Source organism: Streptomyces sp. NPDC056628, assembly GCF_042792555.1.
Classification (GTDB): Bacteria; Actinomycetota; Actinomycetes; order Streptomycetales; family Streptomycetaceae; genus Streptomyces.
In genome coordinates, this window is the sequence record NZ_JBHTWG010000001.1 from 635,403 (window position 1) to 659,549 (window position 24,147).

The 24,147-nt window shown below is 73.3% G+C and carries 20 protein-coding genes; 9 read left to right on the forward strand and 11 right to left on the reverse strand.

Annotated features, from left to right (window positions below; all coding sequences use genetic code 11):
- Nucleotides 1-1,009 precede the first annotated feature (1,009 nt).
- A complete protein-coding gene (locus ACFRAC_RS02840; protein WP_382919761.1) occupies nt 1,010-2,404 on the forward strand; it encodes a M1 family metallopeptidase in 1,395 nt (464 codons plus the stop codon).
- A gap of 227 nt (nt 2,405-2,631) precedes the next feature.
- Here the strand turns inward: ACFRAC_RS02840 and ACFRAC_RS02845 are convergent, their stop codons facing one another.
- Complete coding sequence (locus tag ACFRAC_RS02845) at nt 2,632-3,027, reverse strand: DUF2267 domain-containing protein (RefSeq protein WP_382919763.1); 396 nt, start codon at nt 3,025-3,027, stop codon at nt 2,632-2,634.
- Between the two features lie 325 nt (nt 3,028-3,352).
- Here ACFRAC_RS02845 and ACFRAC_RS02850 point away from each other — a divergent pair, with 325 nt between their 5' ends.
- Nucleotides 3,353-3,673 (forward strand): hypothetical protein, encoded by a 321-nt coding sequence (locus ACFRAC_RS02850; RefSeq protein ID WP_382919765.1) that lies wholly within the window; start codon nt 3,353-3,355, stop codon nt 3,671-3,673.
- A gap of 460 nt (nt 3,674-4,133) precedes the next feature.
- Here ACFRAC_RS02850 and ACFRAC_RS02855 read toward each other — a convergent pair whose 3' ends face one another.
- The gene (locus ACFRAC_RS02855; protein WP_382919767.1) at nt 4,134-5,291 is read right to left on the reverse strand and encodes an alkaline phosphatase PhoX; all 1,158 of its coding nucleotides are present in this window, start codon (nt 5,289-5,291) and stop codon (nt 4,134-4,136) included.
- Between the two features lie 421 nt (nt 5,292-5,712).
- Here ACFRAC_RS02855 and ACFRAC_RS02860 point away from each other — a divergent pair, with 421 nt between their 5' ends.
- Complete coding sequence (locus ACFRAC_RS02860) at nt 5,713-6,180, forward strand: LAETG motif-containing sortase-dependent surface protein (RefSeq protein WP_382919769.1); 468 nt, start codon at nt 5,713-5,715, stop codon at nt 6,178-6,180.
- 64 nt (nt 6,181-6,244) lie between these two features.
- Nucleotides 6,245-7,171, forward strand: coding sequence for an oxidoreductase (locus tag ACFRAC_RS02865; protein WP_382919771.1), 927 nt, complete (start codon nt 6,245-6,247; stop codon nt 7,169-7,171).
- A gap of 19 nt (nt 7,172-7,190) precedes the next feature.
- Here the strand turns inward: ACFRAC_RS02865 and nirD are convergent, their stop codons facing one another.
- The 3 genes from nirD to ACFRAC_RS02880 are packed head-to-tail and all read right to left on the reverse strand — an operon-like array spanning nt 7,191 to nt 11,361.
- On the reverse strand, nt 7,191-7,541 hold the full coding sequence (nirD, locus tag ACFRAC_RS02870; RefSeq protein ID WP_382919773.1) for a nitrite reductase small subunit NirD: 351 nt from the start codon (nt 7,539-7,541) through the stop codon (nt 7,191-7,193).
- Nucleotides 7,538-10,150, reverse strand: a complete 2,613-nt coding sequence (gene nirB / locus ACFRAC_RS02875; RefSeq protein ID WP_382919774.1) for a nitrite reductase large subunit NirB — start codon at nt 10,148-10,150, stop codon at nt 7,538-7,540. Before nirB ends, nirD begins: the two co-directional genes overlap by 4 nt.
- A complete protein-coding gene (locus ACFRAC_RS02880) occupies nt 10,150-11,361 on the reverse strand; it encodes an NAD(P)/FAD-dependent oxidoreductase (protein ID WP_382919776.1) in 1,212 nt (403 codons plus the stop codon). Before ACFRAC_RS02880 ends, nirB begins: the two co-directional genes overlap by 1 nt.
- 209 nt (nt 11,362-11,570) lie before the next feature.
- Here ACFRAC_RS02880 and ACFRAC_RS02885 point away from each other — a divergent pair, with 209 nt between their 5' ends.
- Nucleotides 11,571-12,353: a sulfite exporter TauE/SafE family protein gene (locus ACFRAC_RS02885; protein WP_382919777.1), complete on the forward strand. Its 783-nt coding sequence runs from the start codon at nt 11,571-11,573 to the stop codon at nt 12,351-12,353.
- Between the two features lie 15 nt (nt 12,354-12,368).
- Here the strand turns inward: ACFRAC_RS02885 and ACFRAC_RS02890 are convergent, their stop codons facing one another.
- The 4 genes from ACFRAC_RS02890 to ACFRAC_RS02905 form a co-directional block, all read right to left on the reverse strand.
- Nucleotides 12,369-12,995, reverse strand: a complete 627-nt coding sequence (locus ACFRAC_RS02890) for a class F sortase (protein WP_382919929.1) — start codon at nt 12,993-12,995, stop codon at nt 12,369-12,371.
- 135 nt (nt 12,996-13,130) lie between these two features.
- Nucleotides 13,131-13,649: a hypothetical protein gene (locus ACFRAC_RS02895; protein WP_382919779.1), complete on the reverse strand. Its 519-nt coding sequence runs from the start codon at nt 13,647-13,649 to the stop codon at nt 13,131-13,133.
- Between the two features lie 290 nt (nt 13,650-13,939).
- The gene (locus ACFRAC_RS02900) at nt 13,940-14,866 is read right to left on the reverse strand and encodes an aminoglycoside phosphotransferase family protein (protein ID WP_382919780.1); all 927 of its coding nucleotides are present in this window, start codon (nt 14,864-14,866) and stop codon (nt 13,940-13,942) included.
- 111 nt (nt 14,867-14,977) lie between these two features.
- Entirely contained in the window at nt 14,978-16,624 is a 1,647-nt protein-coding gene (locus ACFRAC_RS02905; RefSeq protein ID WP_382919782.1) for a M4 family metallopeptidase, read from the reverse strand.
- 101 nt (nt 16,625-16,725) lie between these two features.
- Between ACFRAC_RS02905 and ACFRAC_RS02910 the strand changes: the two genes are divergently transcribed.
- A complete protein-coding gene (locus tag ACFRAC_RS02910) occupies nt 16,726-17,157 on the forward strand; it encodes a gamma-glutamylcyclotransferase family protein (protein ID WP_382919783.1) in 432 nt (143 codons plus the stop codon).
- Between the two features lie 4 nt (nt 17,158-17,161).
- Here ACFRAC_RS02910 and ACFRAC_RS02915 read toward each other — a convergent pair whose 3' ends face one another.
- Entirely contained in the window at nt 17,162-19,327 is a 2,166-nt protein-coding gene (locus tag ACFRAC_RS02915; RefSeq protein WP_382919785.1) for a molybdopterin oxidoreductase family protein, read from the reverse strand.
- A 104-nt stretch (nt 19,328-19,431) separates the two neighbouring features.
- Nucleotides 19,432-20,109 (reverse strand): vancomycin high temperature exclusion protein, encoded by a 678-nt coding sequence (locus ACFRAC_RS02920; protein ID WP_382919786.1) that lies wholly within the window; start codon nt 20,107-20,109, stop codon nt 19,432-19,434.
- A 223-nt stretch (nt 20,110-20,332) separates the two neighbouring features.
- On the opposite strand from ACFRAC_RS02920, the gene ACFRAC_RS02925 reads away from it, so the two are divergent.
- The 3 genes from ACFRAC_RS02925 (at nt 20,333) to ACFRAC_RS02935 (ending at nt 24,143) form a co-directional block, all read left to right on the forward strand.
- Nucleotides 20,333-21,232, forward strand: a complete 900-nt coding sequence (locus ACFRAC_RS02925) for a sirohydrochlorin chelatase (protein WP_382919788.1) — start codon at nt 20,333-20,335, stop codon at nt 21,230-21,232.
- Nucleotides 21,233-21,504: 272 nt separating this feature from the next.
- Nucleotides 21,505-22,758, forward strand: coding sequence for a deoxyguanosinetriphosphate triphosphohydrolase (locus tag ACFRAC_RS02930; protein WP_382919790.1), 1,254 nt, complete (start codon nt 21,505-21,507; stop codon nt 22,756-22,758).
- A gap of 119 nt (nt 22,759-22,877) precedes the next feature.
- Nucleotides 22,878-24,143, forward strand: coding sequence for an NAD(P)/FAD-dependent oxidoreductase (locus tag ACFRAC_RS02935; RefSeq protein WP_382919792.1), 1,266 nt, complete (start codon nt 22,878-22,880; stop codon nt 24,141-24,143).
- Nucleotides 24,144-24,147 lie beyond the last annotated feature (4 nt).

Below are 24,147 nucleotides of genomic sequence, written 5' to 3' on the forward strand. Positions count from 1 at the left end.
CCGCCGTTGGACCGGTCCGAAGCCGTTGTGCCCTCGTTGTGCCCTCCCGATGCGGTTGAGCAAGACAGGATTTGAACCTGAGAAGGCTGAGCCAGCAGATTTACAGACCGCGGGGGACAACCGCTCCGAGCTGGGCCTGTCCACGAACCCACGCTGCCGACCCCATACCCACCCCACGTTGCCTTCGGGAACAGTCGCAACGCTACGCAGTTGGCTTCTCGCCGCTTCGACGCTCGGACACCACACGCCTTAGGTGGACGACACCCGTCACGACGGTTGCGATCAGAGACCATGTGACGATGACAGCCAGACAGGCAACCATCGGATTAACCCAGCCTGGAACGAGGTCGTACGAGGCGTTGCACATGTTGTGCAGAGGGAACGGACCCGACGGCGGCTCTCCAAGCCCCTGCCGGTAGCTCGCGTCGAAGTATTGCCCTTCCCCGAGGGTGCAAGCCTCTTCCACATCAAGGCCACCGGAGAACGCCCCCCACAGCCAGGTAGGGACGAGCACCAGGGCCGCCACAATCGAAGAGCCGAACCAGAAGCTCGGGTTCCACCGAAGGCGGGTCCTACCAGCGGCCCTGATCACCTTGCACCCCCTCAGATGATGGACACCCAACCTAGCTGCACAGACGCAGCAAGAGGGATGAGGGGACGCAGACTTCCATGGTGGGCGGATGAGCACCGCTTTAGGAGTTCGGTCGGCATCCCTCTGCCGCCTGGAACCCGCCAGCTGACCATGCCACGCCAAGCCGCCGCCGACTGTCGCCGTCCATGGCTGTTGATGGCACCTCTGGATGTCATGGGACGGGGTGCCGTCGGAACGTCAGGGTCCATCCTGCGACGGCTTCAGCTCCTCCTTGACCTTGCGGAGCTGTGCCCGCTCAACGAGGAACTTCAAGCCGGCACTGACCAACTGATCCCATGCCTGGCATGAAGATCACGGTCTACAGCTGGACCACCGACAACCGCCGATTGTCGGATCGGTGTGGAATGATCCGATGCCATGCTGTCGTTACCCGCATCTGCGTGGTGGTCAAGGGCCTTTCGCCGTCTGCTAGTTGTGCCGCTCGCCTTGCTCGTGGCGGCCGGCGCCACCAGTGCCGATGCCGTCACGGCACGGGCACCGGCATCCAAGGCCGCGACGCCCGATCGGCTTCGCTACGACGTGTCCCTGCGCGGCGACGCCGACGGCTCCCACTGGACGGGCCGGCAGCGCGTGTCGTTCCGCAATGCCTCCGACCGGCCTCTGCGTGAGGTGTACGTACGCCTGTGGGGCAACGGCTACGACAAGTGCGGCACGCCGGGCAAGCCGCCCCCGGTCAGGGTGTCCAAGGTGCTCCGTGGCACTGCGGGTCGCCTCACCGTGAAGTGCACCGCGCTGCGCGTCACCCTGCTGGAGCCGCTCGCACGCGGCCAGCGGACGGCCGTCTCCTTCGACGTGTCTATCACTGTGCCCCGGCGCAACGCCCGCTTCGGTCGCGAGGGCGCGTTCCGCTTCCTGGGCAATGCGCTGCCGGTGCTCGCCGTGCATGACGCGAAGGGATGGCACCTCGATCCGTATGTGTCGACGGGCGAGAGTTTCTACACCCTGGCGAGCGACTTCCGCGTGCGTATCGACCACCCGTCGGCCCTCAAGGTCCCTGCGACCGGCCGTACTTGGACCCACCGTGGCGAGCCCGGGCGCACGGTCACGCACAGCGTCGCGCACCGGGTGCGGGACTTCGCGTGGGCGGCGGGCCCGTTCCGCACCGCGATGGAGACCTCGCCCGGTGGCGTGCGCGTGAAGTCGTACTGGGCGCCGAACACGCCCGCGGCGGGAGTGCGGCTCAACCGGAAGGACGGCGTCGCCGCCGTCGACCGGTTCGGCAAGGAGTTCGGCCGTTATCCGTACGGCGAGATCGACTTCGTGATGACCAAGGAGTTCGGCGGCGGTATGGAGTACCCCGGCCTGGTCATCCTCGGCACCAGTGAAGAAGGCAGCGCCGTTGTCCACGAGGTGGCCCACCAGTGGTGGTACGGCATCGTGGGCAACGACCAATACGGCGCGCCCTGGCTGGACGAGAGCTTCGCCCAATACGCCAACGCACGCTTTTACGGCTGGGACACACGCACGTGCTGGTCGGACGTGGACTGGCCGAACGAGGGCACCGCGCTCACCAACTCGATGGCCTACTGGGCCAAGCACCAAGGCGAGTACCACCTCGTCTACTCGGCCGGATCCTGCGCCCTCGCGAGCCTGGAACGCACCATCGGCGCCGACGCGATGGCACGACTCCTCGAGCGGTACGCGCACGACCACTGGTACGGCGTCTCCACCACCGCCGACTTCAAGAAGGCCGCACAGTCCGTAACGGACAACGACCTGGACCCCTTCTGGAAGAAGCACCGCATCAGGTGAAACCGCTCGGCGCCGTCACCGAGACCGCCCTCTCAGCGGCAACGAACGCCCGAACGGCGGTCCGGTGCGGCAGGCGGGGCTGAGCGCACCCGCACCCGCACCTCCTCGGCTGCCCCGTGTCTGAAGCTGCCGTGCGGCGTGGCCGCTAGGCCCGTATCGAGTCCTGAGCCAGTGTCGACAGTCGCTGACAACCGATCGCGGCAACGGCGCGGGTCACGCAACGGTCGTTACCTGGCTCTGGCCGGGCCCGCCGGCGCGGACAGCAGGATGTCGTACTCCCTGGGTAGTTGGGCGGTCGCGTCGCGGAACTCTTGGTCGCCGACCGCTTCCCTCAGGGTGGCCAGGACTGCGCGGATCCCGGCCTCCGCGAGCTCGCGGGGCACTTCCGCGCGGTCCGCCACACGCCGGACGAACGAGGGCACCCCGTAGCCCTTCGCGATCTCCTCGTCCGTGCGCAGCCAGCTCTTCAGCGGCTCCGGCAGCGGCTCCGCGAGGTCCCGGGCCTCTCCGCCGCTGATCCGGTCGGCGAGTACCTCCAAGGTGGCGCGGGTGAGGGTCTCCGCAACGTCGGGGGAGACGCCCGCCCGCTCGGCTGCCTTCGCCAGGAATGTGTCGTACTCCATGCGACCCTGCCCCAGTCGTCGTCAGGCCGTCCGCCGGCGTGGTCACCAACAGATCCAGTCAAACCCATACCGGTCGCATCGGCCACTGGGGCAGGGCCGGCATCGACCCCGCCGCGTCGCGGGCGGGTCATGAGTTCCCGCAGGTCAGCGCATACGCCCCCGGTAGGGGAAGACCTGCCGGTTGCTGCCGCGTGTCCGGCCAAGGCACCCCTGTGCATGGGCCGAGTACCTGGGGCGTGACCGGTCGGTCGGTGAGTGCCTGGGGGAGGGTTTCGTGGCAACCGTACGGGCTCCGCCCCTTGAGCCCCGCGGCCAGGTACGCGGCATGAGCCGTCGCGTGAGCCTCGGCCGGCTGCACCGGAAGGTCACCAAGTGCGACGTGGTCACCGGCGACCTCGGCATCAAGGAGATGGCCATCCACGTCGACTACGTCAACCACGGCGACCGCCGATACTCGTACTTCGTGGAGGGCGAGGTCCTGGCCGACGGCAAGAAGGTCAGCGACTTCATGTCGACGGCCGAGAACCTCGCCAAGGGCCAGAAGTTCACCGACAATGACGCTGGTGCGCTGGTGAACGCGGACGAGATCAAGGACGCCAAGAAGCTCGAGTGCAAGACCATCAAAGCGTCCCGAACCGACTTCTGATCGCTGACGTCGAGTGACGCTGACCACCCCGCCCAGGCCTCGCCGCGCACCCCACAGCGGCGGGGCTCGCCGCATCATGGAGACCATGGAGTCGCAGCGCCGCTCGGGCGCCGGCCGGGGTGGAGCGGGTCGGAGACAGGGGCGCAGGCCCGGCCGGGGGCTCGAAGCAGCGCGCGCGAGAAGCGGATGTTCTCCGCCCGCCACCGCGTCCACGGCCTCAAGAACTAGGCGCAAGGCGTTGGGGTGTGTGCAGGGGCATTCACCTGCGTTCACGCCTCCGGCGTCCTGGACCTCTTCGACGAAGTCCGCGGCCCTGCGCGTCTGGCTGGACTGACAGACCGAGGCAGCCGTGCTCTGACGGCGTGAGGTACGGCTGACTTCCCAGGTGAGGAAGTCAGCCGTACACCCTCTGCGGGGGTTCCGCCCTCTGTCGTGCGGGTGGGTCTCGCCGTGAGCGGGGCTATGAGCGGAACGGGCCCCTCACCTCGTACGTGATCCCGCCTGAGGAGCTGCCGCTGGTGCCCCGTTGGCTGGAGAAGTACAGGCGGGTGCCGTCCGGGGAGAAGGCGGGGCCCGTGATTTCCGAGGCGGACTGGCCCTCGACGCGCAGGAACGGGGCGACCACGTCGTCAGGGGTGATCACGCAGATCTCCATGGTGCCGCCGTCCTCGGCGACGAACAGGTCCCCGGAGGCGGAGCCGGTGATGTTGTCGACGCCGGTGAGCGGGGCCGTGCCGCTGACCAGGGAGTCGTCGTAGGCCAGCTCGTACGTGTTGCTGAGGAGGTTGAGCTGCCAGACGCGGTTGTCGCCCTTGGTGGTGAACCAGACCGTGTCGTCCGCGTAGTGGCAGCCCTCGCCGCCGTCGAAGGACTTGGAGCCGGAGACCTGGGAGCGGGTCGCGGTGGGGGAGCCGTCCGGGTCGGGGACGTTCGCCCAGGTGAAGGAGCCGGACGTGCCGGTGCCCGCGACCATCACCTGAAGAGTGCCGGCGGACAGGTCGCCCCATACCGTCGGGACGAAACGGTAGAAGCGGCCGTTCGTCTCGTCCTCGGTCAGGTAGATCACCTTGCGCACCGGGTCGGCGGCGGCCGCCTCGTGCTTGAAGCGGCCCATCGCGTCTCGCCGCACCGCCGGCTTCGTCCCCCACGGGTCGGTCTCGTACACGTATCCCAACGACACCTCCTCGCAGGACAGCCAGGTGTTCCACGGCGTCTTCCCGCCCGCGCAGTTCTGCCGGGTGGAGGAGAGGATCCGGTACGTGGCCGTGATCGAGCCCGTCGCCGAGAACCGCACCGCGCTCGCGCCGCCGGAGGGGTTGATCTCCGAGTTGGAGACGTAGATCCAGCCGCTGCCGTCGACGTAACACGCCCCGCCGTCGGGGGCGTTGTGCCAGGTGTACGACGTCCCCGGGACCGTCTGGCCGGAGCGGGCGACGACCCGGCTGGTGAAGCCGGCAGGGAGTCTGATGCCGTTGGTGTCGGGTGCGCTCAGCGGTCCGTAGGGTCCGGTGCCGGGCTGGGCCGGGGCCGCGTGGGCGGCGCCGCGCCACAGGGATCCGCCGAAGGCGGCGGTCGAACCGCCGAGTACGGCCGCACGCAGAAGGCTACGACGTTCCACTCTCACTCCAAGAGATGCCGTACCGCCCCGCCGCCGGTCGACGACGGGGGCCGTGCGAGGGAGCGGCACCGACCGTAGGGGGCGGGGATGGCCGGGATGTGGCCGTCGCGTGGCTGCCGGGCGGCGTGCCGGGGGCTTCGGCCCTGACGCAGAGTGGTTCTGCCGGACCTCGCGGCGTCGTCCGCGGAGGGCCTCGCCCATGCGGAGAGCTACCGGCCGGTCACGTCACGTTAGGGTCACGGGTGTTTCATTTCCCCCCGCCCCCTGCGCGGCTCCTGGCTAGGTTCGTCACCTCTTGAACCACCTCTCGGATGCGTTAGAACCACGCGCACCGCCCGGGCCACCCATGTCACGCGAGCCACCGCCGACCGAGCCCGTCCGAGCCGACCGAGCCGTCCGAGTCACCTGGGAAGGACCCGCCGTGAACCCGCTCCGCACCCCCGGCGCCCTCGTCGCCGCGCTGGCACTGGCCGCGCTGCCCGCCACCGCCGTCGCCCATGACGGGAGCCACCCGTTCGCGAACTGCGCCGAGGCGTACGCGAGCGGGTACTCCGACATCCCGCGGGGCGACCGGCACTACGGGCCCCACCTGGACCGGGACGGCGACGGCCTGGGCTGCGACACCCCGCCCGCCGGCTTCGTCCCGGCCGACGACAAGGGGGAGTCCGGCGACACGGGGCCGGACGGCGCGAAGTCCGAGGACAAGGCGTCCGAGGACCGTGAGACTGGGGTCGGTGCCGCCGCGGACGACGGCGGACGGGACGGCACCGACCTCGCCGAGACCGGCGGCTCCGACAGCACCCCGTACATCGCGGCGGGCGGCCTGGTCGCCGTCCTCGCCGGGGGCACGGTGATGCTGGTGGTGCAGCGGCGGCGCGCGAACCGCTGACGCGCGGCGGGCCGGCCCGGCCGCTCGTACGCTGGGAGCGGCGCCTCGCGCGGAAGGAGCCCGCATGTCCGGCTGGAGCACCCGTGACATCCCCGCCCTCGACGGCCGGACCGCCGTCGTCACCGGGGGCAACGGCGGCATCGGCCTCGCCACGGCACGCGAGCTGGCAACCCACGGGGCGCATGTGGTGCTCGCCTGCCGCAGCGAGGCGCGGGGCGCGGCGGCGCGCGACCGGCTGGCGGGGGAGGTCCCCGGAGCGCGGGTCGAGGTGCGGCGCCTGGACCTGGCCGACCTGGCGTCGGTGCGCGCGTTCGCCGGCGCGTTCCCGTACGACCGCCTCGACCTGCTGGTGAACAACGCCGGGGTGATGGCCCTGCCGTACGGGACGACGGCCGATGGGTTCGAGACGCAGTTCGGCGTCAACCACCTGGGGCACTTCGCGCTCACCGGCCTGCTCCTGCCCGCCCTGCTGGCGGCGCCCGGCGCCCGCGTCGTGACCGTCTCCAGCCCGGCGCACCTGATGGGCAACGTCGACATCCGCGACCTCAACAGCGAGCGCCGGTACCGGCGGTGGGCCGCCTACGCCCGGTCCAAGTCGGCCAACCTGCTCTTCGTCCATGAGCTGGCGCGCAGGCTGGCGGCGCGCGACGCGCACGTGGTGGCCGCCGCGGCCCACCCCGGGTACGCGGACACCGGGCTGCAGGCCGCCGGGCCGCGCATGGCGGGCAACCGGACCGGTGAACGGCTCGCGCACCTCGGCAACCGCCTGTTCGCCCAGCCCGCTCCGGCAGGCGCGTTGCCGGTCCTGTACGCGGCCACCGCCCCCGGCGTACGCCCCGACTCCTTCACGGGCCCGGCACTGCTCAACTGGCGCGGCGCCCCCGCCCCCGCGTGGCGGGCACCCTGGACGACGGACGACCGGGCGAGCGCCCTGCTGTGGGAGCACTCGACACGCCTGACCGGGGTCGACTACGAGGCCCTGCGGTCCTGAGACGACGCTCGACGCTCCGTCAGGCCGCCCGCACCTCGTACGTCGTCACCCGCACCGCCTCGTCGTCCAGGCACCGGCCCGTCTCCAGGTCGAACCGCTGCTTCAGCAGGGGGGAGGCGACGAAGGGGCGGTCCCGGTGGGTGCCGGTCAGGCCGCGGGAGAGGACCGCCGCGCCGCCGAACGGGTCACGGTTGTCGATGGCGTACAGGCGGCCGCCGCGGTCCCGGAACAGGGCCACCTGGCCGCCGTCCGGCAGCAGGGCCGCCACGCCCCGGCCCGGCAGCAGCCGGGCCAGGTCGCAGACCGGCAGCCAGTGGCCGCCCACCCGGACGTGGACCTTCACCTCGGTGATCTCGGGAGCCAGGGTCATCGCTGGGCGCTTCCTTCCAGGACGTCTTCGGCGCGGGGACGCAGGCCGATGGACAGCAGGGGCAGGTCGGGCTTGATCTGGCCGCGCTCCGGGACGAAGCCGACGACCGGGTCGGGGGTGTCGGGCGCGTTCACGAAGGAGACGAACCGGGCGAGCTTCTCGGGGTCCTCGATGGTCTCGGCCCACTCGTCGCGGTAGTGCGAGACATGGGCCGCCATCAGGGACTCCAGCTCCTCGCAGATACCGAGGGAGTCCTCCACGACGACCTCGCGGACGTGGTCCAGGCCGCCCGGGACGCGCTCCAGCCACACGCTGGTGCGCTCCAGGCGGTCCGCGGTGCGGATGTAGAACATCAGGAACCGGTCGATCAGCCGGATCAGCTCGGCGTCCGACAGGTCCTGCGCCAGCAGGTCCGCGTGGCGCGGGGTGGCGCCGCCGTTGCCGCCGACGTACAGGTTCCAGCCGTTGGCGGTGGCGATCACGCCGAAGTCCTTCGACTGGGCCTCCGCGCACTCGCGCTGGCAGCCCGAGACCGCCGACTTCAGCTTGTGCGGGGAGCGCAGCCCCCGGTACCGCAGCTCCAGGTCGATCGCCATGCGGACCGAGTCCTGCACGCCGTAGCGGCACCACGTCTGCCCCACGCAGGACTTCACCGTGCGCAGCGATTTGCCGTAGGCGTGGCCGGACTCGAAGCCGGCGTCGACCAGCCGGGCCCAGATCAGCGGCAACTGCTCGACGCGTGCGCCGAACATGTCGATCCGCTGACCGCCGGTGATCTTCGTGTAGAGGCCGAAGTCCCGGGCGATCTCGCCGATCACGATCAGGCCCTCGGGGGTGACCTCGCCGCCGGGGATGCGGGGGACGACCGAATAGGAGCCGTTCTTCTGGAGGTTGGCGAGGAAGTGGTCGTTGCTGTCCTGCAGGGCCGCCTGCTCGCCGTCCAGGACGTAGCCGCTCGCGCCGATCGTCGCGGCGAGGGACGCGATGATCGACGCGACCGCCGGCTTGCAGATCTCGCAGCCGTCGCCGCCGCGGGCGCCGTCCCGGCCGTAGCGGTCGAGCAGGTCCTGGTAAGTGGTGACGCGCAGGGCGAGGACGATCTCGTACAGCTCCTCGCGGGTCTGCGCGAAGCAGCCGCACAGGCCCTTGTCGACCTCGACGCCGGACGCCTCCAGCTCGGCGGTGACGAGCCGGCCGAGCACCTTGACGCAACTGCCGCAGCCGGTACCGGCCTTGGTGCACTTCTTCACCTCGGGCACGGTGGTGCAGCCGTGCTCGGTGACCGCGCCGCGGATCGTGCCCTTGGTGACGTTGTGGCAGGAGCAGACGACCGCGTCGTCGGGCAGCGCGGCGGGACCGAGCTGCGCGGGCGCCCCGGCTCCGGCCGGCAGCACCAGTGACTCGGGGGAGACCGGCGGGACGGACCCGGTGAACGCCCGGAGCGTGCCGTACGCCTCCGCGTCCCCGACCAGGATGCCGCCGAGCAGGGTGCCGTCCCGGCCGACGACCAGCTTCTTGTACAGGCCCGCGCGGGAGTCGGAGTACACGACGTCCAGGCAGTCCTCGGTGGTGCCGTGCGCGTCCCCGAAGGAGGCCACGTCCACGCCGAGCAGCTTCAGCTTGGCCGACAGGTCGGCGCCGGTGAAGGACGCCTCGTCCCCGGCGATCGCCGCGGCGGCCGTCCCGGCCTGCTCGTAGCCCGGGGCGACCAGGCCGTACACCCGGCCGTCCACGGCCAGGGCGCACTCACCGATCGCGAACACCCGCGGGTCGGACACCGTGCGGCACTGCTCGTCGACCGCGATGCCACCGCGCTCGCCGACCGTGAGGCCGCAGTCGCGGGCCAGCTGGTCGCGGGGGCGGACACCGGCGCTGAACACCACCATGTCGGTGGCGAGTTCGGAGCCGTCGGACAGCTTCATGCCGGTGACGGCACCCGACTCGTCGACCACGATCTCCTGGGTGCCGACCTCCGTGTGCACGCTCAGGCCCATGTCCTCGACGGTGCGCAGCAGCGCGGCGCCGCCGCCCTCGTCGACCTGCACCGGCATCAGGCGCGGTGCGAACTCCACGATGTGCGCCTCCACCCCGAGGCCCTTGAGCGCGCCCGCGGCCTCCAGGCCCAGCAGGCCGCCGCCGACCACGGCACCGGTCGTGGCCCGGGACTTCGCGTACTCCTCGATCGCGAGCAGGTCCTCGATCGTGCGGTAGACGAAGCAGCCGTCGGCGTCCTTGTTCGGCACCGGGGGCACGAACGGGTACGAGCCGGTGGCGAGGACGAGCGTGTCGTAGGCGAAGACCTCACCGGAGCGGGCGGTGACCTTGCGGGCCTCCCGGTCGACGTGGACCGCCGGGTCACCGACGTACAGCTCGATGCCGTGCGTCTCGATGAACTCCGCGTCCGTCAGCGACAGCTCCTCGGCGGTGCGGCCCGAGAAGTACGAGGTGAGCGCCACGCGGTCGTACGCCGGACGCGGCTCCTCACACAGCACGACCACGCGGTGCGTGGCGGTCAGGCCGCGCTCGGCGAGCGCTTCGAGGAAGCGCTGGCCGACCATGCCGTGGCCGACGAGCACGATCGTGGGGGTCGCCCCGGGGGTGGCCGTCATCAGGAGCCTCCATCGTTGGTGAGCAGGTGCAGCAGGGGGGCGTCACCGGGGAGCGGCTCCGCGCCCTCCCAGGCGCGGGCGAGCGCGCCGACGGTGCCGAGTTCGCCGACGAGGACCCCGCCGACCAGGCGGTCGTCGCGGACGACGACCTTGCGGTAGGTGCCCCTGGTCGCGTCGGCGAGCTGGACGACGTCGTCACCGGGCCGGGCCTCCGTCTCGCCGAACGCGGCGAGGTCGAAGAAGCCCTCGCCGGCCAGCGTCAGCCGGGTCAGCGCGCGGGTGCCGGTGTAGCGGGCGGTGCCCTCGCCGGTCAGCGAGGCGGCGAGCACGTCGGCCTGTTCCAGCGCGGGCGCGGCGAGCCCGTACACGGTCCCGGCGTGCTGCGCGCAGTCGCCGACGGCCCGGATGTGCGGGTCGGAGGTGCGCAGCTCGTCGTCGACGACGACGCCTTTGGCGACGTCCAGGCCCGCCGCCGTGGCGAGCCCCACCCGGGGGTGCACACCGCAGGCCAGCACGACGAGGTCGGCGTCGAGCGCGTAGCCGTCGGCCATCTCCACCGAGCGGACCGCCCCGCCGGCACAGCGCACGTCCCGGACGCGCAGCTCGGTGTGGACCTCGACGCCGAGGCCGGTCAGATGCCGCCGGACCAGCGCGGAGGCGGCCGGGTCGAGCTGGCGTTCCATCAGCCGCTCGGACTGCTGGGCGAGCACGACCTGGGCGCCGCGCAGCGCCAGCGCGCGGGCGGCGGAGACCCCGAGGAGCCCGCCGCCGATCACGACGGCCCGCACGCCGGGCCGGACCGCCTCGGACAGGCCGAGGCAGTCGTCCAGGGTGCGGAAGGCGTGGACGCCCTCCGGCAGCACGTCGTCGGGGGTGAACAGGCCGCGCAGCGGCGGGAGCACCGGGTTGCAGCCGGTGGCCAGGACGAGGGTGCCGTACCCGATCGCCCGCCCGTCCGCGAGGTGCACGGTGCGCGCCGCGCGGTCGACGCCGGTGACTCGGCCGCGGACCAGTCCGGGGGGCTCCGGCAGGGCGATCACGTCCGGGCTGTAGCGGCCGGCCAGCACCTCGGCGAGCAGGACCCGGTTGTACGGGCGGTGCTCCTCGTCGCCGACGAGCGTCACGTCCGTGCCGAGCTCGCCGAGCCGCCGGGCCAGCCGTACGCCCGCGAGGCCGGCGCCGATCACCACCACACGCGTGTCCGAGGTCATGCCGACGAGCCTGCGGGCCCGGTGTTTCCCGGCAGCATCCCCTCTGTTTCCCGTGCGGAACGCTGCCCTCAGCGGCGGCGGGGCACGGATGTGAGGCTTCGGCGGGCCGGGCCGGGGGCGTGGTGAGGGGGCCGGGTGAGGGGAGCCGAAGCTCAGAAGACCCTCATGTGCGTGGACTGTGCACCCATCGGCTGTCTAGGGTCCCGATCATGCCCGACATATCGCTGACCATGGTCGCCGTCCTGTGCCTCGCGGCCCTCGCGGCAGGATGGATCGACGCCGTGGTCGGCGGCGGGGGCCTCCTGCTGCTGCCCGCCCTGCTGCTCGGCCTGCCCGCGGGCACCCCGGCCGCGTACGCGCTCGGCACCAACAAGGCGGTGGCGATCGTCGGCACGACGGGCGCCGCCGTGACCTACGTCCGCAAGGCCCCCGTCGACGTACGGCTCGCCGTGCGCATCGGCCTCGCGGCCCTCGCCGGCTCCAGCGGCGGGGCCTTCTTCGCGGCCGGCATGAGCACCGAGGTCCTCAAGCCCGTGATCATGGTGGTGCTGCTCGCGGTGGGCGCCTTCGTCATCCTGCGCCCCGCCTTCGGCACGGCCCCGGCGCCGGGCCCGGCCTCGCGCCGCCGCGTCCTCGCCGCGATCGGCCTCGCGGGCCTCGGCATCGGCTTCTACGACGGTCTCATCGGCCCCGGCACCGGTACGTTCCTGGTGCTCGCGCTCACCGCCGTGCTGCACCTGGACCTGGTCACGGCCTCCGCCACCGCCAAGATCGTCAATTGCTGCACCAACGCCGGGGCGCTGGCCACCTTCGCCTGGCAGGGCACGGTCTGGTGGCACCTTGCGGCCGTGATGGCCCTGTTCAACCTGGCGGGCGGCACGCTCGGGGCCCGCACCGCCCTGAAGAAGGGCAGCGGCTTCGTCCGGATCGTGCTGCTGACGGTGGTGTTCTCGCTGGTGGCGAAGCTGGCGTACGAGCAGTGGCTCGCCTGACCGGCCGGACCGTTCTCAGCGGCTGCCGGTGAGATGGGCGAAGACGACCACGTTGCCCCGGTAGCCGGTCGCCCGCGAGTAGCCGCCACCACAGGTGATCACCCGCAGCTCGGGGCGGGCCGCCGGGCCGTACACCTTCTCGTCCGGGAAGTTCCTGGCGTCGTACACCTCCACGGCGTCCACGGTGAACACGGCCGTCCCGCCGTCCCGCCGGTCCACCTCGATGGTGCCGCCCCTGCGCAGGGCGCCGAGCCGGTAGAACACGGCGGGCCCGTCGGCGTTGTCGACATGGCCGGCGACGATCGCGGTGCCCGTCTCACCGGGCGTGGTCCCCGACTCGTACCAGCCGGCGAGGTCCGGGCGTTCGGCGGGCGGGACGTCGAGACTGCCCGAGGACGTGAGCGCCAGGCCGGTCAGCGGCGCGTCGACGCGGATCGCGGGGATACGGATGCGGTCGGGCGGGGAGGGGGGCAGGGCCCGCGCGGCGGTCCCGGCGGCCCGCGCCCGGGTGCCCGGTCCGTCCGTGCGCGCGGCCTGCGCCGCCGACGGCTGCGGCGGCGGGTGCTCGGAGCCGTCGGCCAGCAGCAGCACGGCACAGCCGAGGGCCAGCACACTGAACGCGGCTATCGCGGCGTCGCCCATCCTGCGGTCACTGCGCACCTGTGCCTCCTGGGACGTGCCTCACCCGCCCTCATCCCCCTCCGGGCCGCGAGGGGCGTCGGACCCGGAGGGGGAGAGGACGTGCGGTACCGGCGGACGGACAGCGGAGGGTGTCCGTCAGATCCCGTCGCCTCTCGCCCGGCGATGCAGGAGCCAGGTACCGCCCGCGGCGGCGACGGCGAGAGCCGTCACACCGGCCGCGGTCCGCACGGGGTCAGGGCCGAACGCGCCGCCGACCCCCGTCTTCACACTTCCTCGTGGATGCGTCTGCCCGCGCGGCGCGGTCAGCGTGACCTCCAGATCGCCGGTGAGCCGCTTGCCGCCCTCCGCGCACGTCGCGACGATCTCGTACGTGCCCGGCTGCGCGCTCGGCGGCACCCGGAACCGCCCGGCCGCCTGCTCGTCATGGGTGCTGGGCGCCAGCGTGAACGACCCGGCGCCCACCGCGCTGGCGTCACCGGCGGCGGCGCCCCGCGGGCAGAACTCCGTGTGCACGGTGACCTCCCCGCCCGGCTCGACCGAGGACGGGAACACCTCCAGGCCGCCGCTGTCCCCGCCGTGGGCGGGGGTGACGACGAGCCCCACGGCGCCGGCGGCCAGCGCGGCCCCGGTCAGCAGACGGGCGGTGCGTCGCATCGATGCTCCTCTGAGTGGGAACACGGCCCGCGGCATCCCCATGTGCCGCCGTCTCGGCCGAGCTCCTGCCCTTCCGAGGAAAGTCGCAGCGGCGCGCGTGCGCTTGTCGAGACCGGGCCGGGAGCGGGGTGAACGGGGGTCGCACGGACGGCCCGTGAGACCGGAGCGGATGCCGTTTGAGCAGGTCACCGGCGATTCGCCCGGATCGCCCGCGGTGAATCCGGCGTCCGGGGGGACACGCGTGTGAACGGGTGACGCCGGCGCCCGCGCGGTCGTCGCCCGGGCCGGCGTCACCGGTCCGCCAGCACCTCGGCCACCGTCCGCCGGGCCACGGCCGCCAGGACCGGGTTGGTGCCGTTGCCGCAGACGTCGCCGTAGTAGTGCTCGGCCGTGAGCCCGAACCGCAGGGCCCAGCCCCGGCCCCGCTCCCAGGTGGCGTCGTCCGCGCCGGCCGCCGCGCGGAAGACCTCGCGGGTCCCGGCGCCGAGGACGGTCCAGGCCGGCATGAGGTCGGCGGCCGGGTCGCCGGTCCCGAAGCAGCCGAAGTCGATGACGGCGGTGAGACGGCCGGCGCAGGTCAGCAGGTTGCCCGGCAGGAGGTCGCCGTGCAGCCAGACGGGGGCGCCGCCCCAGTCGGGGACCCGGAGCACGTCCTCCCAGACCTCGGTGGCCGCCCGCGCGTCCAGGGCGCCCGCCGCCCCCAGGTCACGGAGGGCGGCCCGCACGTCCGCGTCGCCGAGGGAGACCGGGCCACCGCGGTACGACGGCGGGCCGCCGGCGGCGTCCGCGGACCGCAGCGCCACGACGAAACGCCCCAGGTCCCGGGCGGCAGCGGCGAGGTCGGCGGGCGGGGCGTCGAAGGCGTCCGCGCCGTCCAGCCACGCGTACACCGCCCACCGCAGCCCGTATCCGGCGCCCGGCCGGCCCAGTGCGAGCGGCGCCGGGACCGTCAGCGGGAGGTGCGGGGCCAGCCGGGGCAGCCAGTGGTGCTCGGTGCCGACCTGCCGCGCCCCGCCGGGCAGCCGCGGCAGCCGTACGACGAGGTCGGGGCCGAGCCGGAACATCGCGTTGTCGGTCCCGGCGGACGCCACGCGCCGTACGCCGTGCCCGGCCCAGCGCGGGAACTGCTCGGCCACCAGCCGCTCCACCAGCGCCTCGTCGATGTCCAGTTCGTCGGCGTGCATCCGGACCGGGGGCGATTCGGGGCTGGACGGCATGCGGCTCCTCGGGACAGGCGGGCGGGCGTCGACAGCCGTCAAGGTAGGGGTCCGCACAGCCGCGCGGCCAGCCGTTTTCGCACCGGCCGGCCGCGCGCACCGCCCGTGCCGTCAGGCCACGTTCACGGCCTGCCAGGCGGCGCCCACCGCCGCGTACTCCGCGCCGCCGGCCCCGTACAGGTCCTTCGCCGCGTTCAGCGTGGCCGTGCGGGCGCCCGCGTAGGTCGTGGAGGAGGTCATGTAGACCGTCAGCGCCCGGTACCAGATCCTGCCGAGCTTGGCCCGGCCGATCCCGGTGACCGTCGAGCCGTCGCAGGTGGGGGAGTCGTACCGGACGCCGTTGAGCGTCTTCGCGCCGCTGCCCTCGGCCAGCAGGTACGCGAAGTGGTTGCCGACGCCGGACGAGTAGTGCACGTCGAGCTGTCCGGTGGACGAGCTCCAGCAGTCCGCCGACTTCCCGTCCCGCGACGGCTTGTCCATGTACCGCAGGGCGTCCCGGCCGAGCCCGGGGCGCACGATCCGCTCGCCGATCAGGTAGTCGCCCGGCTCGGCGGCGTTGTCCGCGTGGAACTCCACCAGCGTGCCGAAGATGTCGGAGGTCGCCTCGTTCAGCCCGCCCGACTCGCCCGAGTACGTCAGGGCCGCCGTCTTGGACGTCACGCCGTGCGACATCTCGTGCCCGGCGACGTCCAGCGACACCAGCGGGCCGAGCTGGGTGCCGTCACCGTCGCCGTAGGTCATGCAGAAGCAACTGTCGTCCCAGAAGGCGTTGTTGTAGCCGTTGCCGTAGTGCACCCGGTTGTACGAGCCCTTGCCGTCGCCGGCGATGCCGTTGCGGCCGTGCACGTCCCGGTAGTAGTCCCAGGTGACGTCCGTGCCGTACTGCGCGTCCACCGCGGCCGTCGAACGGTCGGCCGTGGTGCCGTCGCCCCAGTGGTCGTCCGCGTCGGTGAACACCGTGGCGGGGGCGCGGTCCAGACAGATCGTCAGGATGCACAGGTCCGTCTTGTTCGCGGCGTCCCCCGTGTACGTGTTGCCGCGCGTCGGGTCCTTGAGCTGGTACGACGGCTGCGAACCCGAGGTGTGCAGCGGGACCGTGCCCGCGTACAGCGACTTCCCGTCGCCGGTCGCGGTCTCGATGGCGTCCCACGTGTCGATCCGGGCGCCGGTACGGGCGTCGGTGAGCACCGTGCGGGCGACCGGGTTGCCGAGGGAGTCCTGGGCGACGGCGTCGGTCCGCCAGGCCAGCCTCGGCGTGCCGTGCAGGGCGTCGACGACCAGCTCCGGCCGGGCGGTGAGCCGCCGCAGCGTCTGTCCGGCGTTGGCGGCGCGCAGGACGCCCGCCGCGAGGTCGGCCGCCTTCGGCGCGGTGATCCGGGGGGTGACGCCGGTCAGGGAGAGGGCGCTCCGGGTGGCGCGGGAGGCGCCCCGGTAGGTGCCGTCCTTCGCCAGGTGGACGACGAAGTCGCCGCCGAGGACGGGCAGTCCGCGGTAGGTGCGGTCGTAGCGGACGTGCTGGGTGCCGTCGGCGTCGACGACCACGTCCCGCACGGACGTGTCCTGGCGGGGCGTCAGGCCCACGGCCCCGGGGGAGTCCGTGAGGACCGCCGCCGCGTTGCGCAGCGCGGTGGCCCTGGTGGGCGTCCCGTCGGCGCCGGCGGTGGGGGACAGGACGGTGGCCATCAGGGCGGCGACGGCGACGGCGACCCCCGCCGTGGCCGGACGGGAACCCTTGAAGTACGGCCGTATTCGGCTCATCGCTCTCCTCGATCTCGGCGGTGACCAAGATTCAAGAGGGCGTGCACATGTCATGGCCAGGGTGACGCCGTGGAGATGTGTGAGGGGAGAGAATCGTTTCCGTGACCCTCTCTCCCCGACTGCCGTTCTTCGTCTACGGAACCCTGCGCCCCGGCGAGCCCCACCACGGCACCCTGCTGCGAGGACGCACCCTCGCCGAGGAGCCGGGACGCCTGAGCGGCGCGCTGCTGTACGACGGTCCGGGCTACCCCTACGCCGTGGAGGAGCGGGGCGCCGGCACCGTCGCGGGCGACCTCGTCACCGTCCGGCCCGAGCACTACCCGGAACTGCTCACCGCGCTCGACCGGCTGGAGGAGTACGCCCCGGGCGACCCGCGCAACCTCTACGAGCGGGTCGCCCGCGAAGTGCTGCGCACCGGCGACGGCACAGCCGTCCGGGCCTGGGTGTACGTCGCCGCGCCCGCCGTCGCCGCCCGCCTGCGCACCCACGGCACACCGCTGGCGAGCGGCGACTGGAAGGCGCGGAGCGCGTGACCTCCTAGCGCTCCACCGTCTCCAGCCGCACCGCGCACGTCTTGAACTCCGGCATCCGGGACGTCGGGTCGAGCGCCGGGTTGGTCAGGGTGTTGGCGCGGCCCTCGCCCGGCCAGTGGAAGGGCATGAAGACCGTGTCGGGGCGGATGCCGGACGTGACCCGTGCGGGGGCCACCGACCGGCCCCGGCGCGAGACCACGGCCACCGGGTCGCCCTCGGCCACCCCGAGCCGCGCCGCCAGCCGCGGATGCAGCTCCACGAACGGCCCCGGAGCCGCGCTGTTCAGCTCCTCGACCCGGCGGGTCTGCGCGCCCGACTGGTACTGGGCCACGACCCGGCCCGTCGTCAGCAGCACCGGGTACTCCGCGTCGGGTTCCTCGGCCGCCGGCCGGTGCGCCACCGGCACGAACCGGGCCCGCCCGTCGGGCGTGGCGAACCGGTCCAGGAACAGCCGGGGCGTGCCCGGGTGCGGGACGGCCCCCGCCTCGTCGCCGGCGGCGTCGTCCTCGCGGGCCGGGTCGTCGGCCCGCTCGGTGACGCCGTCGCCGTCCGGCGGCGCGGGACACGGCCAGAACACGCCGTTCTCCTCCGCCAGCCGCGCGTAGGTGATCCCCGAGTAGTCCGCGGGACCACCGGCGCTCGCGCGCCGCAGCTCCTCGAACACCTCCTCCGCGTCGACGGGGAAGCCCTTCTCCAGCCCGTCGTCCGCGCCGAGCCGCGCGGCCAGCTCGTGCAGGACCTCCAGGTCGCTGCGCACCCCCGGCGGCGGGTCGATCGCCCGGCGGCGCAGCAGGACCCGGCCCTCCAGGTTCGTCGTCGTCCCCGTCTCCTCCGCCCACTGCGTCACCGGCAGCACCACGTCCGCGAGTTCGGCCGTCTCCGACAGCACGACGTCACACACGGCGAGGAAGTCCAGCGACCTGATCCGCTCCTCGACATGGGCGGCGCGCGGAGCCGACACCACCGGGTTGGAGCCCATGAGCAGCAGGGACCTGATGTCGCCGCCCAGCGCGTCCAGCAGCTCGTACGCGCTGCGGCCGGGGCCCGGCAGCCGGTCCGGGTCGACGCCCCACACGCCGGCGACGTGTCGCCGGGCGGCCGGGTCGTCCAGCTTGCGGTAGCCGGGCAACTGGTCGGCCTTCTGGCCGTGTTCACGTCCGCCCTGCCCGTTGCCCTGCCCGGTCAGACAGCCGTAGCCGGACAGCGGCCGGCCCGCGCGGCCCGTCGCCAGGCACAGGTTGATCCAGGCGCCCACCGTGTCGGTGCCCTTGGACTGCTGCTCGGGCCCGCGCGCGGTCAGCACCATGGCGTGCTCCGGCGCGCAGAACATCCGCACCGCCTCGCGCAGTTCCGGAACGGACACCCCCGTGATCCGCTCCACGTACTCCGGCCAGTGCGCCATCGCCGCGGCCCGCGCGTCCTCCCAGCCGGCCGTGCGCTCGCGCACGTACTCCTCGTCCACCCGGCCCTCGGCGACGACCAGGTGCAGCAGCCCGAGGGCCAGCGCGAGATCCGTGCCGGGGCGGGGCGCGAGATGCAGGTCGGCCTGTTCGGCGGTCCGGGTGCGGCGCGGGTCGACGACGATCAGGGTGCCGCCGTTGTCCCGCAGCTCCTGGAAGAACCGCAGCGACGGCGGCATGGTCTCCGCGAGGTTGGAGCCGACGAGGACCACACAGCCGGTGCGCGCGATGTCCTCCAGCGGGAACGGCAGCCCCCGGTCCAGGCCGAACGCCCTGATCCCGGCCGCGGCCGCCGACGACATGCAGAACCGGCCGTTGTAGTCGATCTGCGAGGTGCCGAGCACGATCCGCGCGAACTTGCCGAGGCCGTACGCCTTCTCGTTGGTCAGCCCGCCGCCGCCGAAGACGGCGCACGCGTCCGGGCCGTGCTCGGCCCGGGTGCGCGCCAGAGCCTCGGCGATCCGGTCGAGCGCCTGCGGCCAGCTCGCCGGCACGAGCGCGCCGCCCGACCGCACCAGCGGCGTGGCCAGCCGGACCCCGGAGGCCAGCACCGCGGGCGCCGTACGGCCCTTGCCGCACAGCGCGCCCCGGTTGACCGGGAAGTCCGGGCGCTCGACCACCGCGACGCCCCCGTCCCGCGTGGGCGTGAGGTTCATACCGCACTGCAGGGCGCAGTACGGGCAGTGCGTGGGCGTCGCGATGTTCGGCATGCCGTTCAGCGTGCGTCGGGCGTGTTACGGGTGCGCAGGCTCCCTGGTTACACGGGCGGCACGGTGACCTCCCCGCGCGGCCGGGGCCACCGTGAGGGCACGCCCTAACGCCCCGTGGCCAGCGCGTCGGTGACCCCGGTCTCGCGCCGGCCGAGGAAGCGCGGGTCCGGTTCGACGACGGCGTCCAGCGCCGCCTTGCCGGCCGCGAACAGCTCCCGCACCCCGCCGTAGTACCAGGTGACGTCGTGCCGGGCGGCCACCCCGACGCCGTAGCTCGCGACCCCGGCCTCCTCGCAGAGCGCCACCGCCCGCCGGATGTGGAAGTCCTGGCTGATCAGCACCGCCTCGTCGACACCGAAGATCCTCTTGGCCCGGACGCAGGAGTCCCAGGTGTCGAAGCCCGCGTAGTCGCTGACGATCCGCGCGTCGGGCACCCCGTGCCGGACCAGGTACGCGCGCATCGCGTCGGGCTCGTCGTAGTCCTCGCGGCTGTTGTCCCCGGTGACGAGGACGACCTCGATCCGTCCCGCCCGGTACAGACGGGCCGCCGTGTCCAGCCGGTGCGCGAGGTACGGCGACGGCTCGCCGTCCCACAGCCCGGCCCCGAAGACGACGGCGACGTCGGTGCGCGGCACGTCGGCCGCGGTGCGCAGCCGGCCGTCGGAGGCCAGCCGCGTCCAGGTGGCCGGCAGCAGCGCCAGCACGCTCGCCGCCATCACGGCCTGCGCGAGCCTCCGCCGCCCGGCGCGGGTGCGCGGCAGACGCGGCCTCCGCGGACGCATACCCGGCCCCCTCCCTGTACGGCTCCCCGTGAGCCCCCGGTTCCCAGGACGTCCGCACGGCGGGCGCGGTTCATCCGCCCCCACGTGACGGTCTTCACCCCGCCTCGACGGAACCGCAGGTCAGGCCGCCTCACAGCAGCCCTGGACCGGACCGTGAACCGGGCGTAAGAACCCGTCATTCCCGTGAAACGGGACAGCAACCTCACCCCGCCACCATCGGTCCATGACGGCGTCGAACCCCTTGCACGACGAGTCCCCGACGGTCCACCTCGACAGTACGGCGCACCTCATGAACCGGATCAGCAGTCAGCTCGCCCGCCAGCTCAGTCTCGTCGGCCCCGACGGCAGGCGCCGCCCCGAGCCTCCCCCCGTGCCTGAACGGCCTGGGCGGTACCCCCATGCGCTCGTCGTCGTCGCCCACGGCAGCCGCGACCCGCGCGCCCTGCGGACGGTGACCGCGCTGCTCGACGAGGTCCGCGCGCTGCGCCCCGGACTGCCGGTCCACCTCGGGCACATCGAACTGAACGAGCCCCTGCTCGCCGACACCCTTGCCGCCCTCGGCGACCGTGAGGCGATCCTCGTCCCCCTGCTCCTCGGGCGCGGCTACCACATCAAGCGGGACATCCCCGGGACGGCCGCCGCCTCCCGGGTCCGCACCCGGGTGGCCGGCGCGCTCGGCCCGCACCCGCTCCTCGCGGAGGCGCTGCACGCCCGCCTGACGGAGGCCGGCTGGCGCACCCCCGGGGACGACGCCACCCGCCGCAGGACCGCCGTCGTCCTGGCGGCGGCCGGCTCCCGCGACCCCGATGCCAGGGTGGACACCGCCCGCACGGCCCGCCTCCTCGCGGCCCGCCTGGGCGTCCCCGTCGTCCCGGCCTACGCCACGACGGCGTCCCCGTCCGTCCCCGACGCGCTCACGGCACTGGCCGCGCGGGGCCGCACCAGGGTGGCGGTGGCGTCGTACTTCACCGCCCCCGGCCGCTTCGCGACCCAGTGCGCCGAGCAGGCCCCCTGGATCGCCTCGGCTCCCCTCGGCACCCACCCTGCGACGGCCCGCCTCCTCCTCCACCGCTACGACCGCGCGGCCGCCCCGGCGTCGGCCCCCGCCCTGGCCTCGGCCTGACCGTCCGGGCCCGACCCCCGCACCGGCCACGAGCCACCGCACCCACCCGCCCGCTGCTCCACCGCCCCGACCGCACGCCGGCCCCGGCCCCCGCCCCAACTCCCGGGACCGCGCCGCGCCCACCCGGCCACGAGCCACCCGCACCCACGGCCCGTCCGCGCCTCACCGCTACGGCCACACGGCGGGACCGGTCCCCGTCCCTGGCCTCGGCTGGACTCCCGCGCCGGACCGCGAGGCCACCCGCCCCGCCCGTCTGGCCGTACTGTCGGTGCATGTACTACGACGAGTCGGCAGTCGAACGCTGGGCCCCGGAACCCGACAAGCGCCCCGGCCGTACGGCCTTCCAACGCGACCGCGCCCGCGTCCTGCACTCGGCCGCGCTGCGCAGGCTCGCCGGCAAGACCCAGGTCGTGACCCCCGGCACGCACAGCAACGCCTGGGATCCCAGCCCTCGCACCCGCCTCACCCATTCCCTGGAGTGCGCCCAGGTCGGCCGGGAGCTCGGCGAGGCCCTCGGCTGCGACCCCGACCTGGTCGAGGCCGCCTGCCTCTCCCACGACCTCGGCCATCCCCCCTTCGGCCACAACGGCGAGGCCGCCCTCAACGAGTTCGCCGAGGACTGCGGCGGCTTCGAGGGCAACGCCCAGTCCCTGCGCCTGCTCACCCGGATCGAGCCCAAGCGGTTCACCCCGGAGGGCTCCGTGGGCCTCAACCTCACCCGGGCCACCCTCGACGCCGCCACCAAGTACCCGTGGCCCCGCGGCGCCCACCCCACCGACCCGCACTCGCGGAAGTTCGGCGTCTACGAGGACGACCGGCCCGTCTTCGACTGGATCCGCAAGGAGGCCCCCGGCACCCGCACCACCTTCGAGGCCCAGGTGATGGACTGGGCCGACGACGTGGCGTACTCCGTGCACGACGTGGAGGACGGTCTGCACGCCGGCCACATCGACCCCAACTGCCTGCACGCCGAGCCGGAACGCCAAGCGGTCTACGCCGTCGCCGTCGGCCGCTACGTGCCCGCGGACACCGACCCGGAGGAGCTGGCCGCCGCCCTCGACCGGCTCCAGGACCAACCCTGGTGGCCGCACGGCTACGACGGCTCGGCCGTCGCCCAGGCCCGCCTGAAGGACGCCACCAGCCAGCTCATCGGCCGGTTCTGCCTGGCCGCCGAGGGCGCGACCCGCGCCGCGTACGGCGGCGGACGGCTCACCCGCTACGCCGCCGAACTCGTCGTGCCGCGCGCGACCCGCATGGAGTGCGCGGTCCTGAAGGCCGTCGCCGACCGGTACGTGATGCAGCGCGCCGAGCAGGAACGGCTGCGCGCCGACCAGCGGGTCGTCGTCGCCGAACTGGCCGAGGCGCTGACCGCCCGCGCGCCCGACGGACTGGACCCGCAGTTCCGCGCGCTGTTCGACGCGGCCGGTGACGACCGCGCCCGCAAGCGCGTCGTCGTCGACCAGATCGCCAACCTCACGGACGCCTCGGCCGGCGCCCTGCACGCCCGGCTCAGCGGCCGGGCCTGACCCGCCCTCGCCCGGGTACCCGAAAGTGACCCTGCGTGGCCTGATCGGGTCACCCCCCCTTCCCGCACCACGCTGCGTGCGGGAGGCTCGTGGGGCGGCACCTTACGAGGAGGCATGAAGTGGTCGACGCGGATCAGACATTCGTCATCGTCGGCGGCGGGCTGGCCGGCGCCAAGGCGGCCGAAACGCTCCGCGCGGAGGGCTTCACCGGGCGGGTGATACTGATCTGCGACGAACGCGACCACCCCTACGAGCGGCCGCCCCTGTCCAAGGGCTACGTCCTCGGCAAGGAGGAGCGCGAGACCGTCTTCGTGCACGAGCCCGCCTGGTACGCGCGCAACGACATCGAACTGCACCTCGGGCAGACCGTCGACGCCATCGACCGCACCGCGAAGACGATCCGGTTCGGCGAGGACGGCACCGTCGTCCACTACGACAAGCTGCTGCTCGCGACCGGTGCCGAACCCCGCCGTCTGGACATCCCGGGCACCGACCTGGCCGGCGTGCACCACCTGCGGCGGCTCGCGCACGCCGAGCGCCTCAAGGGCGTCCTCACCTCCCTCGGCCGGGACAACGGGCACCTGGTGATCGCCGGCGCCGGCTGGATCGGTCTGGAGATCGCGGCGGCGGCCCGCGAGTACGGCGCCGAGGTCACCGTGGTCGAGCACGGTCCGACCCCGCTGCACGGCGTGCTCGGCCCCGAGCTCGGCGCGCTCTTCGCCGAGCTGCACCGCGACCGCGGCGTGCGGTTCCACTTCGGGCGGCGGCTGACGGAGATCGTCGGGCAGGACGGCATGGTGCTCGCCGTCCGCACCGACGACGGCGAGGAGCACCCGGCGCACGACGTCCTCGCGGCCATCGGCGCCGCCCCGCGCACCGGCCTCGCCGAGGCCGCCGGCCTGGAGATCGCGGACGCCGCGCACGGCCGCGGCGTCGTGGTCGACGAACGGCTGCGCACCTCCGACCCGGACATCTACGCGGCCGGTGACGTGGCCTCCTTCCCGCACGCCCTGTTCGACACCCGGCTGCGGGTGGAGCACTGGGCGAACGCGCTCAACGGCGGCCCGGCCGCGGCCCGCGCGATGCTCGGCCAGGACGTCACCTACGACCGCGTTCCCTACTTCTTCTCCGACCAGTACGACCTGGGCATGGAGTACAGCGGTTGGGCGCCCGCGGGGTCGTACGACGAGGTCGTGATCCGCGGCGACGCCGGCAAGCGCGAGTTCATCGCCTTCTGGGTGAAGGAGGGCCGGGTGCTCGCCGGGATGAACGTGAACGTGTGGGACGTGACCGAACCGATCCAGAAACTGATCCGCTCCAGGGCCCAGGTGGACACCGAAAACCTCGCGAACCCCCACATTCCACTCCAAGACCTCATCCCATGAGTGT

Bases quoted from the DNA above. Each gene is read 5' to 3' on its own strand.
- ACFRAC_RS02840 (WP_382919761.1), top strand. From the start codon at position 1,010: ATGCTGTCGTTACCCGCATCTGCGTGGTGGTCAAGGGCCTTTCGCCGT.
- ACFRAC_RS02845 (WP_382919763.1), bottom strand. From the start codon at position 3,027: ATGGAGTACGACACATTCCTGGCGAAGGCAGCCGAGCGGGCGGGCGTC.
- ACFRAC_RS02850 (WP_382919765.1), top strand. From the start codon at position 3,353: ATGAGCCGTCGCGTGAGCCTCGGCCGGCTGCACCGGAAGGTCACCAAG.
- ACFRAC_RS02865 (WP_382919771.1), top strand. From the start codon at position 6,245: ATGTCCGGCTGGAGCACCCGTGACATCCCCGCCCTCGACGGCCGGACC.
- nirD (WP_382919773.1), bottom strand. From the start codon at position 7,541: ATGACCCTGGCTCCCGAGATCACCGAGGTGAAGGTCCACGTCCGGGTG.
- nirB (WP_382919774.1), bottom strand. From the start codon at position 10,150: ATGACGGCCACCCCCGGGGCGACCCCCACGATCGTGCTCGTCGGCCAC.
- ACFRAC_RS02880 (WP_382919776.1), bottom strand. From the start codon at position 11,361: ATGACCTCGGACACGCGTGTGGTGGTGATCGGCGCCGGCCTCGCGGGC.
- ACFRAC_RS02885 (WP_382919777.1), top strand. From the start codon at position 11,571: ATGCCCGACATATCGCTGACCATGGTCGCCGTCCTGTGCCTCGCGGCC.
- ACFRAC_RS02890 (WP_382919929.1), bottom strand. From the start codon at position 12,995: ATGGGCGACGCCGCGATAGCCGCGTTCAGTGTGCTGGCCCTCGGCTGT.
- ACFRAC_RS02895 (WP_382919779.1), bottom strand. From the start codon at position 13,649: ATGCGACGCACCGCCCGTCTGCTGACCGGGGCCGCGCTGGCCGCCGGC.
- ACFRAC_RS02900 (WP_382919780.1), bottom strand. From the start codon at position 14,866: ATGCCGTCCAGCCCCGAATCGCCCCCGGTCCGGATGCACGCCGACGAA.
- ACFRAC_RS02905 (WP_382919782.1), bottom strand. From the start codon at position 16,624: ATGAGCCGAATACGGCCGTACTTCAAGGGTTCCCGTCCGGCCACGGCG.
- ACFRAC_RS02915 (WP_382919785.1), bottom strand. From the start codon at position 19,327: ATGCCGAACATCGCGACGCCCACGCACTGCCCGTACTGCGCCCTGCAG.
- ACFRAC_RS02920 (WP_382919786.1), bottom strand. From the start codon at position 20,109: ATGCGTCCGCGGAGGCCGCGTCTGCCGCGCACCCGCGCCGGGCGGCGG.
- ACFRAC_RS02925 (WP_382919788.1), top strand. From the start codon at position 20,333: ATGACGGCGTCGAACCCCTTGCACGACGAGTCCCCGACGGTCCACCTC.
- ACFRAC_RS02930 (WP_382919790.1), top strand. From the start codon at position 21,505: ATGTACTACGACGAGTCGGCAGTCGAACGCTGGGCCCCGGAACCCGAC.